General features: G+C 73.3%; 16 protein-coding genes. 8 read left to right on the top strand and 8 right to left on the bottom strand.

The features are described from left to right. The first annotated feature begins 45 nt into the window (after positions 1–45). From mobA to PVK37_RS05880, 3 genes are all read left to right on the top strand, one after another. Positions 46–651, top strand: a complete 606-nt coding sequence (mobA, locus tag PVK37_RS05890) for a molybdenum cofactor guanylyltransferase (protein ID WP_275032722.1) — start codon at positions 46–48, stop codon at positions 649–651. Then, positions 648–902, top strand: a complete 255-nt coding sequence (locus PVK37_RS05885; protein WP_275032721.1) for a DUF6457 domain-containing protein — start codon at positions 648–650, stop codon at positions 900–902. The genes mobA and PVK37_RS05885 overlap by 4 nt, the downstream gene beginning before the upstream one ends. 292 nt (positions 903–1194) lie before the next feature. Next, positions 1195–2310 (top strand): T3SS (YopN, CesT) and YbjN peptide-binding chaperone 1, encoded by a 1116-nt coding sequence (locus tag PVK37_RS05880; protein WP_275032720.1) that lies wholly within the window; start codon positions 1195–1197, stop codon positions 2308–2310. 218 nt (positions 2311–2528) lie between these two features. Here PVK37_RS05880 and PVK37_RS05875 read toward each other — a convergent pair whose 3' ends face one another. The 3 genes from PVK37_RS05875 to PVK37_RS05865 form a co-directional block, all read right to left on the bottom strand. Then, positions 2529–3488 (bottom strand): zinc-binding dehydrogenase, encoded by a 960-nt coding sequence (locus PVK37_RS05875; RefSeq protein WP_275032719.1) that lies wholly within the window; start codon positions 3486–3488, stop codon positions 2529–2531. Between the two features lie 115 nt (positions 3489–3603). Next, a complete protein-coding gene (locus tag PVK37_RS05870) occupies positions 3604–5496 on the bottom strand; it encodes a beta-propeller domain-containing protein (protein ID WP_275032718.1) in 1893 nt (630 codons plus the stop codon). 105 nt (positions 5497–5601) lie between these two features. Further along, positions 5602–6060: an Lrp/AsnC family transcriptional regulator gene (locus PVK37_RS05865; RefSeq protein WP_275032717.1), complete on the bottom strand. Its 459-nt coding sequence runs from the start codon at positions 6058–6060 to the stop codon at positions 5602–5604. Between the two features lie 59 nt (positions 6061–6119). Here PVK37_RS05865 and ddaH point away from each other — a divergent pair, with 59 nt between their 5' ends. After that, positions 6120–6953 carry a dimethylargininase gene (gene ddaH, locus PVK37_RS05860; protein ID WP_341483419.1) on the top strand — a complete coding sequence of 278 codons (834 nt, stop codon included), beginning with the start codon at positions 6120–6122 and terminating at the stop codon, positions 6951–6953. A 224-nt stretch (positions 6954–7177) separates the two neighbouring features. Here ddaH and PVK37_RS05855 read toward each other — a convergent pair whose 3' ends face one another. Both PVK37_RS05855 and PVK37_RS05850 read right to left on the bottom strand, forming a co-directional pair. Continuing rightward, a complete protein-coding gene (locus tag PVK37_RS05855) occupies positions 7178–8365 on the bottom strand; it encodes an ABC transporter substrate-binding protein (protein ID WP_275032715.1) in 1188 nt (395 codons plus the stop codon). Between the two features lie 89 nt (positions 8366–8454). After that, complete coding sequence (locus PVK37_RS05850) at positions 8455–9252, bottom strand: alpha/beta hydrolase family protein (RefSeq protein WP_275032714.1); 798 nt, start codon at positions 9250–9252, stop codon at positions 8455–8457. Between the two features lie 134 nt (positions 9253–9386). Here PVK37_RS05850 and PVK37_RS05845 point away from each other — a divergent pair, with 134 nt between their 5' ends. Continuing rightward, positions 9387–9980: a bacterial proteasome activator family protein gene (locus PVK37_RS05845; protein WP_275032713.1), complete on the top strand. Its 594-nt coding sequence runs from the start codon at positions 9387–9389 to the stop codon at positions 9978–9980. Positions 9981–10096: 116 nt separating this feature from the next. Here PVK37_RS05845 and PVK37_RS05840 read toward each other — a convergent pair whose 3' ends face one another. The 3 genes from PVK37_RS05840 to PVK37_RS05830 all read right to left on the bottom strand — a co-directional run bounded on the left by PVK37_RS05840 (position 10097) and on the right by PVK37_RS05830 (position 12722). Then, entirely contained in the window at positions 10097–10930 is an 834-nt protein-coding gene (locus PVK37_RS05840) for an HAD family hydrolase (protein ID WP_275032712.1), read from the bottom strand. Beyond that, positions 10930–11754 (bottom strand): HAD family hydrolase, encoded by an 825-nt coding sequence (locus PVK37_RS05835; RefSeq protein WP_275032711.1) that lies wholly within the window; start codon positions 11752–11754, stop codon positions 10930–10932. Before PVK37_RS05835 ends, PVK37_RS05840 begins: the two co-directional genes overlap by 1 nt. Positions 11755–11927: 173 nt before the next feature. Then, a complete protein-coding gene (locus tag PVK37_RS05830) occupies positions 11928–12722 on the bottom strand; it encodes a hypothetical protein (protein ID WP_275032710.1) in 795 nt (264 codons plus the stop codon). Between the two features lie 151 nt (positions 12723–12873). Between PVK37_RS05830 and PVK37_RS05825 the strand changes: the two genes are divergently transcribed. The 3 genes from PVK37_RS05825 to PVK37_RS05815 all read left to right on the top strand — a co-directional run bounded on the left by PVK37_RS05825 (position 12874) and on the right by PVK37_RS05815 (position 14654). Next, positions 12874–13305 carry an OsmC family protein gene (locus tag PVK37_RS05825; RefSeq protein WP_275032709.1) on the top strand — a complete coding sequence of 144 codons (432 nt, stop codon included), beginning with the start codon at positions 12874–12876 and terminating at the stop codon, positions 13303–13305. Positions 13306–13415: 110 nt separating this feature from the next. Next, entirely contained in the window at positions 13416–13778 is a 363-nt protein-coding gene (locus PVK37_RS05820) for a metallopeptidase family protein (protein ID WP_275032708.1), read from the top strand. A 153-nt stretch (positions 13779–13931) separates the two neighbouring features. Then, a complete protein-coding gene (locus PVK37_RS05815; RefSeq protein ID WP_275032707.1) occupies positions 13932–14654 on the top strand; it encodes an AIM24 family protein in 723 nt (240 codons plus the stop codon). Positions 14655–14701 lie beyond the last annotated feature (47 nt).

The raw sequence follows: 14701 nt of genomic DNA, 5'->3' as shown, positions 1-14701 counted from the left end.
TCCCGACCGCTTGGCCGTCGATCTCCGCAGGGCTACCGTGACCGGGTGACCGGCTTTGCGGCGGTGGTGTTGACCGGTGGCGCGGCGCGCCGGCTCGGCGGGGTCGACAAGCCCGGCGTGGCCGTCGGGGGCCGCCCGATGCGGGATCGGGTGCTGGCGGCGGTGGCCGACGCGGCCCCCCGGATCGTGGTCGGCCCGGACACCACCCCGGTCCCCGCCGGTGCCCTGGTGGTCCGGGAGGAACCGGCCGGTGGTGGCCCGGTCGCGGCCACCGCCGCCGGGTTGACCCTGCTTCCGCCGGAGTCGACGACGGTCGCGCTGCTCGCCGGCGACCTGCCGTTACTCACCTCGACGGCGGTCGGTGAGCTGCGCCGGGCGCTCGCCGCCGACGCCACCGCCGACGGGGTCTGCTACGTCGACACCGACGGCCGGCGGCAGCAGCTCTGCGGGGTGTGGCGGGTGCCCTCGTTGCGGGCGGCCGTCGACCGGCTCGCCGACGAGCGGGGCGGATCGTTGGCCGGGGCGTCGATCCGCGCCCTACTGGCCGGCCTGATGGTGAGCGAGTTGTGGTGGTCCGGTACGGGTGCGCCGCCGTGGTTCGACTGTGACACTGACGACGACGTACGCCGGGCGGAGGAGTGGATGCGATGAACCGGATGGACGAGTGGGTCGCGGCGGCCTGCGCCGACCTGGACCTGGACCCGACCCAGGTGCCGGTGCCGGTGGTGCTCGACCTGGCCCGGGACGTCGCCCATCACGTGCTGCGCCCGGGAGCGCCGGTCACCGCGTACCTGCTGGGGCTGGCGGCGGCCCGGGGCGCGGACCCTGCGGCGACCGCCGCCCGTCTCGGTGAGCTGGCGAAGAACTGGCCGGTGGAGCTCGGCGACGAAGCGCCCGGCTGACCGCAGGGCCCGCCGGTGCCGACCCTGCGCCGGGTGATCCCGGCCTTCGGCACTGACCCTGCGCCGGGTGACTCGGGTCCGTCGGCACCGGCCCTGCGCCGAGCGACCCCGGCCTTCGGCACCGACCCTGCGCCGGGTGGCCCCGGCCTTCGGCACCGCCGTCAGGGACGAGTCGTGTCCGGTGGCCGACACCCTCCCGCCGGCCGTGCCGTCGGCTTCGGGCCTGAGCACGGCTGGGCGATTCGAACCACCGGTGCCGTGGGTAGGGTGGCCCTGACGGACGGAGGCGATCATGACGGCAGACCACCCCCCGGCGCCGGCCGATGACGCGACCGGCACCCTGCCGGACCACCACGAATCGATCCTGCTCGACGAGCCGAGCACGGCCGACCTGCGCGCCAAGGTCACCGAGGCCTGGCGGGAGTTCGCCCGGGCGCTCGCCGACCAGCTTCGCGGTCTGCCCAGCGGCGCGCATGTCGAGCTGACTCTCGACCCCACCGCGTCGGGTACCGGTGACGCCGTCTACTCGATCAGTGTGGACGTGGACGACGAGGGGTCGCTCTCCGCCCGCGCGGTCGGCAACGCCACCCTGCCCGAGGGCTACCGGCTGGACCGGGCCGCGGTCGCCGACATGATCGCGCTCGGCTGGTCACCGCCGGGGGTGGTGGAGGGGTCCGGCGAGCAGTTCGGCCTGCTCGGCGCGGAGGGCGAGACGTCCCGCCTCGCGGCGGTCCTGTCCCGTACGCTCCGCGACGTCTACGGCGCTCCGCACCCGGCGTTCCTGGTGTACCTGGTGCACGACGCCGACGGCGAGCCGCTGCCGGTCGGGCCGCTGGGCACCGCGCGCAGCGAGTTCGGCCCGGACCGCGACGTGGAGGCCGACCTCGACGAGGCGCTGGCCGCGGCGGCCACCGCCCAGGCCGAGGCCAACGACGTGGCGGCGTTGGCGGAGCAGGTCCGTACCGTCGTCTCCACCATGCTCAAGTCGGACTCCGACCGGCTCCAGGTCGACTCGGACGGGGACATCAACATCCGGGCCGGCTCGGCCATGGTCTTCGTGCGGGTCCGTGACAATCCGCCCCTGGTCGACGTCTTCTCCCCGGTACTCACCGAGGTCGAGCCGACCGAGCAGCTCTACGTGAAGCTTTCCGAACTGACCAACCGGATGCCGATCGGGCGGCTCTACTGTGCCGACGACACGGTCTGGGCGTCCATCCCGGTCTTCGGCCGGAACTTCCAGGCCACCCATCTGATGCTGGCGGTGCAGGTGATGACCGGCCTGGCCGACGAACTGGACGACCGGCTGCACGGCGAGTTCGGCGGCAAGCGCTTCTTCGGCGAGGGGGACAAGCCGAGCCGTCACCAGCAGGGCGGGACGGGCGAACACCGGACCGGCATGTACCTCTGACGCCGACCGCACCAACCCCGGGCGGACCCCCGGCACGGCACCAACCCCGGACGGACTGACCGGCCCGACGCCACCGCGCGGAGCCCGGCCCGGCGGCACCGTGCGGAACCCGGCCCATGCGGGACCGGGCCGACGGCACGTGCAGGACCGGGCCGGTGGCCCCGCGCGGGACCCCGGCCCGTGTGCGGAACCGGGCCGGTGGCAGCGGAGCGGGTCGGTCAGCGTACGTCGAGCAGGGTCTTGCCGACGGTGGCGCGCGACTGCATCGCGGCGTGCGCGTCGGCGGCCTCCGCCAGCGGGAAACGTTGCCCGATCACCGGGCGCAGCCGGCCTGCCGCGCCCAGCGCCAGGGCCTGCCCGGTCCAGTCGCGCAGCCGCTCGGGCGGGGCGGACGGCCGCAGCAGGGTCACCTGCCGGGCGGCGGCCTCGGCCTCCGACACGTCCGCCCAGGTGCCACCGGCCAGGCCGAAACTGACGAGCCGGCCACCCGGGTTGAGCAGGTCGAACGCGGTACGGGCGAGCCGTCCGCCCACCCCGTCGAAGACCACGTCCACCCCGCCCGTGGCGGCCCGGACCTGGTCGGCCCAGCCCGGTACGCGGTAGTCCAGCGCGAACTCCGCGCCCAGCGTGCGGGCCAGCCGGACCTTCCGGTCGCCCCCGGCCAGCGCCACCACCCGGCAGCCCGCCGCGCGGGCGAGCTGGACCAGCAGCGTCCCCACCCCGCCGGCCGCCGCCTCGACCAGCACCCGCTCCCCGACGCGCAACCCGGCCGCGGCGACCAGCATCAACGCGGTACGCCCGTCGGCGAGTAGCGCGACGGCATCGTCCAGGGCCAGCCCGGCCGGCACGTCGACCGGCAGGTTCGCGTCCACCGCGACCAGTTCGGCGTACCCGCCGGTGCCGCCGGTGGTGCTGACCACCCGCCGGCCGACGATGGCCGGATCCACCCCCGGGCCGGCGGTGACGATGGTCCCGCCGACGCCGTTGCCGGGGACCAGCGGCAGCGAACCGGTGAACGGCCAGGGTGCACGACCCGCCCGGAACTGGGTCTCCACGAAGGTGAGGTTGGCGTGGGCGACCTCGACCACGACCTGCCCGGGGCCTGGGGCCGGCTCGGGCGCGGTTCCCGGTACCAGCACCTCCGGACCGCCGAACTCCGTCAACCACACCACCCGCATGGCTCCCCCTCTCTGTCGGGGACAAGCCAACAACCTCAACCGGGATCGAGGTCAAGGGCGGGTGGGGCCCGGCAACCCCGATGAAACCGGGCCCCACCCGCCGAGGGGAGGGAAGTCAGATCGCCGCGAGCCAGGTCCGGGTGCGGACGGTGGTCGGGTCGCTGGCCTGGAGGCCGGCCTCGGAGAGGGTCCAGAGGGTGTCGCCGACGATCAGCGAGCGGACGATCGCGCCCCGGTGGTCCCCGGGGTGGCGGATCCGGCCGACCTCGCTGAGCGTCGACCCGTCGGTACGCAGCACCAGCGCCTCCTGGCTTCTCTCCTTCGGGCCGGACACCGGCAGGACCACCAGTCCGCTCGCCGGCCAGAACAGCAGCGCGTGCGGCTCGTGCTCGGCCGGCGAGTAGGACCCGGGCCGGTGGTACCGGTCCAGCCGGGTCGGCTTCGTCGGGTCGCCCACGTCGAACAGCGAGACCAGCAGGCCCTGCCGCCGGCCCTCCTGGTCGGCCTCCTGGCCGACGCCGAGCAGCCGTTTCTCCCCCACCGGTTGCAGGTGCCCGGAGTAGCCGGTGATCTTCAGTTCCCCGGTCACCTTCGGCTGGGCGGGTTCGCGCAGGTCGAGGGTGTAGAGCGGATCGGTCTGCCGGAAGGTGACCACGTGCCCGGTACCGCCGAGGAAGCGCACCGCGTAGATCTGCTCGCCCCGGCCCAGGCCGGTGACCGCACCGACCCGGCGTAGTTCCGGCCCGTCGGTGCGCAGCACGTACACCGCCGAACTGCTGTCGGTCTGGCGTTCCCGACCCGCCCCCGGCCCGTCCGTGGTGGTGGCGGCCCGCAGGTGCTCCTGCCACTCGGAGAGCGCGTACTGGTTGAGCAGCCGGCCGGGCACGGTGCCGGAACCGACGTACCGGGGCCGTCCGGGCGCGGTCAGGTCGAACCGGTGGATCTCGGTCTCCGCCCTGGTGGCGGTGGTCTCCCGACGCAGGAGAGCCGCCCGCCCACCGGACTGGTCGGCGAGGTACAGGCTGCGGGCGGTGCCGTAGACGGTCTGGCCGGCGGCCACCACGCCGACCGGGTCGCCGTCGCCCAGCGCCCCCGTGCCGAGGTCGAAGCTGAGCAGGTTGAGCAGCGAATCGCCGGTGTGTCCGGCGGGGCGGGAGAGCCGGTCGCAGGGGAGCTGACCGGTGCGGCGCACGCCGCCGTCGGTCCACTCGTAGCGGGGCAGCCAGTCCTCCACCGGGGCCCGGTCGATGGCTGCCCGGTTCGCCGCGATCCGTTCCTCGTCGCTGGCGTCGGTGCCGGGTCGGGGGAAGTCGATGCGGGGCTGGGAGCGGACCACCACCCGGGCGGTGCCGCCCACCTTGCGCGCGTCGACCAGCTCACCGTCGATCTGGTAGCGGCTGACCAGGCGGGGCGTGCCGGTCAGTTCGACCAGGGCGATGTTGGTCCTCCCGACCGCTACCGGCCCGATGGCCGGTCGGGTGACGCCCGGTGCCGGGAGGGTGCGGTTGCCGAACACGTTCGTCAGGACCAGGACCCGGTCACCGCGCAGCAGCAGCTTCCCGGACGTCCAGTCGTCGTCGGTGCCGGCCCGGCCGAGTTCGAGCCGGCCGATGGTGGTACGTCGGGCGGTGTCGACGACGCGCAGCACGCCGCCGGTGAGGGTGACGATGCGTCCCCCGTCGGTCTTCACCAGGTCGGGTTCGTCGGCGTCGGACTCGTGGTTGTTGGTGGTGGAGTGTTCCTCGGGCCCGGCGGCCTGGCTGGTGGCGGTCCGTGCGCCACCTCCCCGGGTGTCCCGGGCCAGCACCGCGCCGCCCAGGCCCCAGGGGCCGATCGAGTCCTTCAGGGCGGTCCGCAGATCGGTGAGGGCTTCCGCGCAGGAGTCGAAGGCCACCAGCCGCATGGGTACGGCGGCGGGCCGGTCGCGGTCGCGGTCCCGCTCGGACGGGCCGGCGGTGCAACCGGCCACCAGGGTGAGGGTGGTGAGGGCGACGATTCCCCGCTTCATGGCCGATCCGACGCAGCGGGTGCCGGACCGGTTCCCGCCGCTCTTTCCCACCCCGGGACCATCGGGCGACCCGACCGCCGTCGGTTGACGTGACCAACCGTCGGGTCAGCGGGTGGAGGGGCCCACCCCGGGCGACTCGACCAGCCGGGACAGCACGATGGCGCTGCGGGTGGAGGTGACGAACGGCTCGGCGCGCAGCCGTTCCAGCGCCTGTTCGAGGTGGCCCATGTCGGCGGCGCGCAGGTGCACCAGGGCGTCCGCCTCGCCGGAGATCGTGTACGCGCCCACCACCTCGGGGTGCCGGCGGGCGACCACACCGATCTGGGCCGGGGTGGTCCGGCCGGCGCAGAACAGCTCGACGAACGCCTCGGTGGTCCAGCCGACGGCCGCCGGGTCGACGACGGCGGTGAATCCCTTGATGACCCCGGCGGAGCGGAGCCGGTCGACCCGGCGCTTCACGGCCGGGGCGGAGAGCGAGACCCGGTTTCCGATCTCCGCGTACGAGGCGCGGGCGTCGGCGACGAGCAACGCAATGATTCGCTGGTCAACGGCATCTATCTGCAACGTTCAGCCCCTCGGAAGCAATGCTTGTGGCTGTTACCGGGGGTCAACCGTACCTAACCTTGGTCATCGTGAACCAGCAGCGAGTCCCACGAAAGCGGACATATCTCATGTGCTCGCCCGAGCACTTCGCGGTCGAGTACGCGATCAACCCGTGGATGGACGTCACCACGCCGGTGGACGCGGCCCTCGCGGTCAAGCAGTGGGACCGGCTGCGGGAGACCCTGGTGGGCCTCGGCCACACCGTCCACCTGCTGACGCCGCAGGCCGGCCTGCCGGACATGGTCTACGCGGCCAACGGTGCCTTCGTGGTCGACGGCATCGCCTACGGGGCGCGCTTCAAGCACGAACAGCGGGCCGCCGAGGCCGCCGCCCACCGCGCCTTCTACGAGGAGCAGGGCTGGCGGTTCATCGCCCCGAACGAGACAAACGAGGGCGAGGGCGACTTCGCGTACGTGCCGGAGGCGCACGGTGGGCTGGTGCTCGCCGGGTACGGCTTCCGTACCGACCCGGCCGCCCACGCCGAGGCGCAGGAGGCGCTCGGTCGTCCGGTGGTGTCGCTGCACCTGGTCGACCCACGCTTCTACCACCTGGACGTCGCCCTGGCCGCGATCGACGACGGCAACGTCGTCTACTTCCCGGGCGCGTTCTCCCACGCCAGCCAGCAGGTGCTCGCCCAGTTGTTCCCGGACGCGGTGATCGCCGACGACGCCGACGCGCTCGCCTTCGGGCTGAACCTGGTCAGCGACGGCGCGAACGTGGTGCTCAACAACGAGGCCACCCGGTTGGCCGCGAAGCTGAAGGCCGCCGGCTACACCCCGGTCCCGGTCGAGCTGGCCGAGCTGAAGAAGGGCGGCGGCAGCGTCAAGTGCTGCGTCGCCGAGCTACGGCCCTGACCCCGGCCGGCCCCGGCCGCACCCCGGGCCGATGCCGACCGCACGCCCCCACCTGCCGTTCTGGCCGCACGCCCTCACCCGCTGGCCGCACCGCCCTCACCAGCTGGCCGCACCGCCCTCACCCACCGGCCGGCCGCACCGCCCTCACCCACCGGCCGGCCGCACCGCCCTCACCCACCGGCCGGCCGCACGCCCCCGCACCCGCCGGCCGGGCCGCACCGCGCTCAGCCCAGCGTGGCCAGCTCGCTGACCAGCGTGTTGGCGAGCACCTGGCCGTCGAGCTGGACCCGGCGGAGATACCACTTCTGCTGCGGGGTACGCGGCTGGTTGAACTGCCACGGCCCACGCGGGCTGTCGATCTGACCGACCTTGCCCAGGGCCAGGTTGACCTGCTGCGCGTTTGCGTCCGGCCCGGCCAGGCGGATCGCCTTGTCCAGCACCTGCGCCGCGTCGTACGACGCCATCGCGTACGTGGTGGGTGAGGCGTTGTGGGTCTTGCGGTACGCGGCGGCGAACCGCCGGTTCGCGGCGTTGTTCAGGTCGGCGGAGTAGTTCAGCGAGGTCAGGATGTTGGTTGCCTCGGCCGGCTTGATCTCGGTGAGCACCGACCCCTCGGTGAGGAAGCCGGGAGCGTAGATCGGGCCACGGTAGCCGGTGCCTCGCAGCTGCTTGATGAACTGCACGGCGGCCGGACCGGCGTAGAAGCAGAACACGGCGTTCGGGTTCCGGGCCAGCGCCCGCTGGATGTCGGCGGCGAAGAAGCCGCTGCCCGGGTCGGTGGCGAACCTGGTCCAGATCGGCTCGCCGGCCAGGCGCGGGTCGGATTCCCCGAACTCCTGGGTGAACCCCTTCACCACGTCGAGGCTGCCCACGTTCTCCGGCGCGATGATCACGATCTGGTCGCCCTGGGGGAGCCGCTGCCTGAGGTAGCGGCCCAGCGCCCGCCCCGGCTCGTCCAGCACGTACGAGGTACGCCAGATGTAGACGACGCTCTGCAGGGTGGCGGGTGAGGCGTCCGAGCCGACCAGCGGCACCCGGGCCTGCTCGACGGTGTCCCGGATGCCGACCATGACCGAGGAGTTGACCACCCCGGTCAGCGCGGTCACGCCCTGCTGGAGCAGGCCGTCCACGGCGGCCTTGCCGGTGGTCGCGTTCTCGCCCTCGTCGGCGGTGAGCAGGGTCACCGGCCGGTTGCCGAGCCGCTGGTCGTTGAGGTCGAGGAAGAGTTGGAAGCCGTTGAGGATCTCGTCGCCGATCGGCTTGTAGCCACCGGCCCGGGGGGCCACCAGACCGATTTTGATCGGGCTGCCCTGCTCCGTCGTGCTGTCACCGGTGTCGGTGCCGCACGCGGCGCTCAACCCCGTCGTTCCGACTGCTGCGGCCAACAGTTGGAGCGCCCGCCTGCGGTTCATCCGTTACCCCGACTTCTTTCCAGGAGATGTTGCCTGGTCGATCGCAGTCCCTTCGGCGTTCTACCCCCTACCCGACGCTGCGTCAATGGTCATTGACCTTGTCGTAATGATCCCAGCGCACGGGCCACGTGCGGCCAGGCCGGCGACAGCGGATCGATAAGCCCGAAATGCTCGCACTCCGGCAGCTCGACGAGCGTTGTCGCTGCTCCGGCCGCCGTTGCCCGGTCGACGAACGTCCGGCTCAACTCGACCGGCACCTGCCGGTCCCGGAGTCCGTGCACGATCACCGTCCGGGTCTGCCGGGGCACCGACAGCGACGGGTCGGCGGTCGCGTACCGCTCGGGCACCTCCTCGGGGCCGCCGCCGAGCAGCGCGGCCACCGCCCCACCGTCCAGGTCCCGCCGGTACGCCTCGACGAGGTCCGCGACCGGGGCCAACGCCAACACGCCGGCGACCGTCGCCGGCGCGGTGGCGGCCACGTGCAACGCGAGCTGACCACCGGCGGAGTGCCCGACCAGCAGCGGCGGTCCGGCCGCCAGCACACCGGGCAGCTCCCGCGCCACCAGCGTGGGCAGGGCGGCCACCGCGTCCCGTACGTCGGTCAGCGTCCCCGGCCAGCCGCCGCCCGGCTGTCCGGTGCGCCGGTACTCCACCTGGGCCACCGGGTAGCCGAGCCCGGCCAGCCCGGCCGCCAGGGGCCCGGTGTGCGTCCGGTCGTACTCGGCCCGCCAGAACCCGCCGTGTACCACCACGACCAGCGGCGCGGCCGGCCCGGCTCCGATCGGACGACGCAGGTCGGCGACCTGGTCCGGGTGGTCGCCGTAGGCGACCGTGGCGTCCGGCGGGGGTGCCGGACGGGTCAGCACGGCGCGCGGGTCGAGGGACATGCCCGCGACGCTAGCGCGCCTCCGCCGGACCGGCAGTCCGCTGGCGGGCCGATCGCGGTCCGGCCGACGGTTCGATCGTGCGCCGGTGCCGGTCCCGGCGAGCGGTCGGCTCCGCGACTGGGTAAAGATGGGGCATGACCGAAGCACGCTCTGCTGCACAGAACGACGAGCCGGGCCGGGACGGCACCGGGCACTCCGGCACCGTGGTGGTGGTCGGCCCGGACGGCCGGCCGGTGGGCACGGTGCAGACCGACGAGGCGCAGCAGGACGACCCGACCCGTCTTGTCGAGCAGCCGGCCAAGGTGATGCGGATCGGCAGCATGATCAAGCAGCTTCTCGAGGAGGTCAAGGCCGCCCCGCTGGACGACGCCAGCCGGCACCGGATGCGCGAGATCCACCAACGGTCGATCGTCGAGCTGAAGGAGGGCCTCGCCCCCGAACTCCGTGACGAGCTGGAACGCATCTCGCTGCCGTTCACCGAGGAGAAGGCCCCCAGCGAGGGCGAGCTGCGGATCGCCCACGCCCAACTCGTCGGCTGGCTGGAGGGGCTGTTCCACGGCATCCAGGCGGCGCTGGTCGCCCAGCAGATGGCCGCCCGGGTGCAGCTCGAGCAGATGCGCTCCGGTGGCCGGCAGGCACTGCCCAGCGGCCCCGGCGGGATCGTCCCCGGGATGCCGGGCATGTCGCCGCCGTCCGGCGAGGGCCACAGCACCGGCCAGTACCTCTGACCGAATCCGAACCCGACCCGACCGCGAACCGGCGACGGGAACGGACGACCCCGCCGACCCCGAACCCGGGAACGGACCGGCCCCGGGACGGAGACGGCCCGGCCCGGAAGTCGGGCTCAGTCCGTCCCGAAGACCTGCTCCAGGTACGCCGCCACGCCGTCCTCGGTGTTCGCCGAGGTGACCTCGTCGGCGATCGCCCGGACGGCGGGGTGGGCGTTGCCGACGGCGACCGCCTGCCCCGCCCAGGTCAGCATCGGCACGTCGTTCGGCATGTCCCCGAAGGCCAGCACCTCCGGGGCGGTCACGCCGAGCCGGGTGCAGTACCAGGCCAGCCCGGCCGCCTTGGTCACCCCGGCGGCGGACACCTCCACCAGCCCCGAGCCCGACGAGTGGGTGGCCTCCGCCAGCCCCGCCAGGGCCTCGGCCACCACCGCCGTGAACAGGTCCGGGTCCTGCTCACCGGCGCGGACCAGCAGCTTCACCGCCGGTACGGAATGCAGTTCCTCCGGTGCGACGATCGCCCGGATCAGGGTCGGGTCGGTCTCCCAGCGCAGCGGGAAGTGCGCCTCGTGCCGCATCTCGCGGCTGTCCACGATCTCCACCGCGAAGCTGGCCGTGGGTACCGCCGCCCGGAGCCGGCGGGCCACCTCGGCGAGCAGCTCCGGAGCGAGCGGGTCGGCGCGCAGCACCTGGTCGCTGACGGGGTCGTAGACCACCGCCCCGTTCGCGCAGATCGCCGGGAGCGGGGCGGAGAGCTGCTCGTACACCACCTTCAGCCAGCGGACCGGGCGTCCGGTGACCAGGACCACCGGAACGCCCCGCGCGGTGAGCCGGGCCAGTACGTCGGCCGTGTAGGGGCTGATCGCCCGGTCCGCGCCGAGCAGGGTGCCGTCGATGTCGGTGGCGACGAGCCGGGGGACCGGACGGACGGGGGCAGGGGTGCGATCCATCAACCGGACAGTAGTCGGTCCAGGTACACGGCTACGCCGTCGTCGTCGTTGCGCAGGGTCACCTCGTCGGCGGCGGCCCGGACCGCCGGGTGGGCGTTCGCGACCGCCACTCGCGACCAGCCGGCCCACTCGAACATCGGCAGGTCGTTGGGCATGTCCCCGAAGACCAGTACGTCGGCGGGGTCCACCCCGAGCGCTTCCACGACCACGCTCAACCCGGTCGACTTGTCCACCCCGGGCGGGCAGATCTCGATGAAGCCGAGCCCGGACTGGGTGAGCGTCGCCACCTCCGCCGGCACCACCTGCCGCGCGACCTCCAGGAACTCGTCCACGTGGTGGTGGTCCCGGGCCCGGGCGAACGCCTTGATCACGTCCTGGGCCAGGCAGTGCTGCCGGGGCCGGGCCTCGAAGAGGTCCTGGTAAGGCCAGCTCGGGTGGTAGTCACCCCAGAGCGGTGCGTCCGGGTCGTCCAGGGCCTCGACCATCACGGTCAGTGGGCCGACCACCGCCTCCAGGTCGGCGAGGATACCGGTCAGGGCCGCCGCGGAGAGGCGTACGTCCCGGAGCACCACCGGCCCGGCCGGGTCGCTCTGGTCCACCACCCGCCCACCCCCGGCCATCACCAGGTAGTCCGCGGCGCGGATGTCGTTGCGGGTCAGCTCGGCGAGCCGGGGACCCCGGCCGGTCGCGGCGACCACCGGGATACCGGCGGCCCGCACCCGGTCGAGCACCCCGTGGGTGTACGCGGAGACCGTCTCGTCGCTACGGACCAGGGTGCCGTCGAGGTCGGTGGCGATCAGTTTGGGCAGTCCCGGACGGGTCATCGCTCCTCCTTCGCCCCGCCGTCGCGGCAGTCGGTCCGGTTGTCGGAGCCTCGCGGCGCGTGACGGCGGGCAGCAACCGTACCGCGCCCGGAGCACCGCAACCACGACTTCCGGACCAATGGTGCGCCAACGCAGGATGGCACCTCCGGAACGTTCCGGTCCGGGACGGCGGGTCAGGAACGTCCGGACGGGGGCTCCGGGCGGGCGAACGGGACGGACGGCTGCACGGTCAGCCCCTCGGGTGCGGGCGGGACGTCCTCCGGCTCCCGGCTCCCGCGCCGCCGCGGTCGCCACCGCCGGTTCTCCGGGCCGGTCGGCCCGGTCCCTGCCGGTTCGTCCCCCTCCGCCCCCTCTGCGCCCTCGGCCGGTTCCGCTGGCCGGTCCGGCTGCCCGTCCGCCCGGCGCGGGTCGGCCGCCGGCAACCGCAGCGCCGCGCCGAGCAGCGCGACGGCCACGAACGCCATCACCAGGCCCCGGCCGTACTCGACCTCGAATCCGCTGTCGTTGGGGTAGTACAGCGCGGCCTGGGTGGGGTCGTCGAGCGAGAGCGTGGCGGCGGCGAGGAGCGCGAGCAGCGCGACCGCGAGGGCGGTGCCGAGCACCCTGGCGTTGCGTCGGACGTCCCGGGTGCCACCGGTCGCCAGGGCCACCGTCCCGGCCAGTCCGAGCAGCGCGACGAGGTACCCGATACCGAAGCCGCCCACCTCGTCGACCCCGGCCGGAACCCGGATGCTGTCCCCCTCCGGTCCGCTGTTCGGCACCGTGGTGACCAGCCACTCACCCACCAGGGAGGCGAACGCGGCGGCGGCTCCCAACCCGGCCAGGACCCGGGGGAGCCGGGGGTCGCGGGCCAGCCCGCCCAGCTGTCCGCCGAGCCGTCGGGGTGCCGGTTCGGTCGTGCCCCATTCCAGGACGGCCGCGCCGTCGGACCGGTCGTCCTGTCGGGGAATGGGGGAATCCTGGGACATCGGCCACCCTTCCGCGTTCGCGGGCCTGAGCCGCATCATGACACAACCGGCCGGCGACGACCGGGAACGCGAACGCGGTGGGTGACGTCGAGCGCACGGCGGGAGAACCGGGTCGGTCGCCGCGCGACGCCGGGTCGGATAGCGTCGGGCCATGCCGATTCGAACCGCATCCGCACGCTGGCAGGGCAATCTGACCGAGGGTTCCGGGACCCTCCGTACCGGGCAGGGCGGGTACCAGGGGAACTACTCCTTCAAGTCGCGCTTCGAGGAGGGGGCGGGCACCAACCCCGAGGAGCTGATCGGGGCGGCCCACGCCGCCTGCTTCTCGATGGCCCTCTCCAAGGCGCTCGCCGACGCCGGCACCCCCGGCACGTCGGTGGAGACCACCGCCAAGGTGCACCTGGACAAGACTGACGCCGGCATGACGGTCACCCGGATCGACCTGGACACCACCGGCCAGGTGCCGGGGGTCGACGAGGCGCGGTTCGTCGAGCTGGCCGAGGCCGCCAAGCAGAACTGCCCGATCTCACGGCTGCTCTCCCCGGGCGCCGAGATCAGCCTCACCGCCCGCCTCGCCTCCTGAACCCACCTCCGGAAGCGGTACCGGTCTGCCGCCGCCGACCGGTACCGCTGCGGCGGGGATGTCGTCCTCCGGCGGTCGTGGGCGGGCCGGACGCCCGACGATCGGGCAGAATGGGTGACGTGCCGGTCGAGATGAGCCGCGAACACTTCGAGGAGCTGGTCGCCGACGCCCTCGACGAGGTGCCCGAGGAACTGCTCGCCCTGATGAGCAACGTGGTGATCCTGGTCGAGGAGGACTCCCCACCGGGGGAGCCCGAGCTGCTCGGCCTCTACGAGGGGCACGCGCTCACCGAGCGCGGCTGGGACTACTCCGGCGTACTGCCGGACCGCATCCTGATCTACCGGCGACCGATCCTGCGGATCTGCGACAGCGACGAGGACGTCGTCGAGGAGGTCGCGGTGACCGTGGTGCACGAGATCGCCCACCACTTCGGCATCGACGACGAGCGGCTGCACGAGCTGGGTTGGGGCTGACCGGTCCGTCGGCCAGCCCGGACCGTGCCGGATGAAACCGCAGGTCAGGGCGTTCTGTTGGGCCGTCGTGGTCACACCGACCGGCTGATGCCGCCGGTTGCGGCGGTCACCTACCCTCCGAGCAGACACCCCGAAAGCAGGAGGAAGAGACCCATGCGCAGCGCGCTGTTCTCCGCGGAGAACCTGGAGAAGGAGTCCGCTCAGCCCGGCATGCGGCTGCAGAACTCCAAGATGTTGAAGATCGAGCTGAACGGCGAGGCGATGGCTCGGGTCGGCTCGATGGTCGCTTACCAGGGGCAGGTCCAGTTCCAGGCCCTCGGTTCCGGCGGCATCGGCAAGTTCCTCAAGCAGAAGCTGACCGGTGAGGGCGTCCCGCTGATGAAGCTCGCCGGCCGGGGTGACGTCTTCCTCGCCGACTTCGCCAAGGACGTGCACATCATCGACCTCGAGCCGGGTGACGCCCTCTCCATCAACGGCTCCAGCGTGCTCGCCTTCGACTCCACCCTCCAGTACGACATCAAGATGGTCGGCGGCACCGGGATGGCCGCGTCCGGCCTGTTCAACTGCGTGTTCAGCGGTTACGGCCGGATCGCCATCACCACCAAGGGCACCCCGGTGGTGCTCAACGTCGACGCGCCCACGTACGTGGACCCGCAGGCCGCGGTCTGCTGGTCGGCCAACCTCCAGACCGGCTACCACCGGGCCGAGCAGCTCGGCCTGGGCACCCTGCTGGGCCGGTCCACCGGCGAGGCGTTCACCATGAGCTTCGCCGGCCAGGGCTTCGTGGTGGTCCAGCCCTCCGAGGAGCCTCCGCTCCAGGGCAGCGGCACCCAGCAACAGCAGCAGGGCGGCCTGCTCGGCGGCCTGCTGAGCTGACCGACCGGCGTCGACGGCGGTGGGGTGGCGGATTCGCCGCCCCACCG

The sequence above is a fragment of the Micromonospora cathayae genome (assembly GCF_028993575.1).
In the GTDB taxonomy this organism is placed as follows: domain Bacteria; phylum Actinomycetota; class Actinomycetes; order Mycobacteriales; family Micromonosporaceae; genus Micromonospora; species Micromonospora cathayae.
Note: the sequence above shows the minus strand (reverse complement) of the source record. Positions and strands in the feature narration are given on the sequence as shown.

Coding starts and splice junctions, on each gene's coding strand:
- PVK37_RS05835 (WP_275032711.1), bottom strand. CDS start 11,754: ATGACCCGTCCGGGACTGCCCAAACTGATCGCCACCGACCTCGACGGC.
- PVK37_RS05820 (WP_275032708.1), top strand. CDS start 13,416: ATGGGTGACGTGCCGGTCGAGATGAGCCGCGAACACTTCGAGGAGCTG.
- PVK37_RS05845 (WP_275032713.1), top strand. CDS start 9,387: ATGACCGAAGCACGCTCTGCTGCACAGAACGACGAGCCGGGCCGGGAC.
- PVK37_RS05870 (WP_275032718.1), bottom strand. CDS start 5,496: ATGAAGCGGGGAATCGTCGCCCTCACCACCCTCACCCTGGTGGCCGGT.
- PVK37_RS05850 (WP_275032714.1), bottom strand. CDS start 9,252: ATGTCCCTCGACCCGCGCGCCGTGCTGACCCGTCCGGCACCCCCGCCG.
- PVK37_RS05815 (WP_275032707.1), top strand. CDS start 13,932: ATGCGCAGCGCGCTGTTCTCCGCGGAGAACCTGGAGAAGGAGTCCGCT.
- PVK37_RS05830 (WP_275032710.1), bottom strand. CDS start 12,722: ATGTCCCAGGATTCCCCCATTCCCCGACAGGACGACCGGTCCGACGGC.
- PVK37_RS05840 (WP_275032712.1), bottom strand. CDS start 10,930: ATGGATCGCACCCCTGCCCCCGTCCGTCCGGTCCCCCGGCTCGTCGCC.
- PVK37_RS05880 (WP_275032720.1), top strand. CDS start 1,195: ATGACGGCAGACCACCCCCCGGCGCCGGCCGATGACGCGACCGGCACC.
- PVK37_RS05825 (WP_275032709.1), top strand. CDS start 12,874: ATGCCGATTCGAACCGCATCCGCACGCTGGCAGGGCAATCTGACCGAG.
- PVK37_RS05875 (WP_275032719.1), bottom strand. CDS start 3,488: ATGCGGGTGGTGTGGTTGACGGAGTTCGGCGGTCCGGAGGTGCTGGTA.
- PVK37_RS05855 (WP_275032715.1), bottom strand. CDS start 8,365: ATGAACCGCAGGCGGGCGCTCCAACTGTTGGCCGCAGCAGTCGGAACG.
- PVK37_RS05885 (WP_275032721.1), top strand. CDS start 648: ATGAACCGGATGGACGAGTGGGTCGCGGCGGCCTGCGCCGACCTGGAC.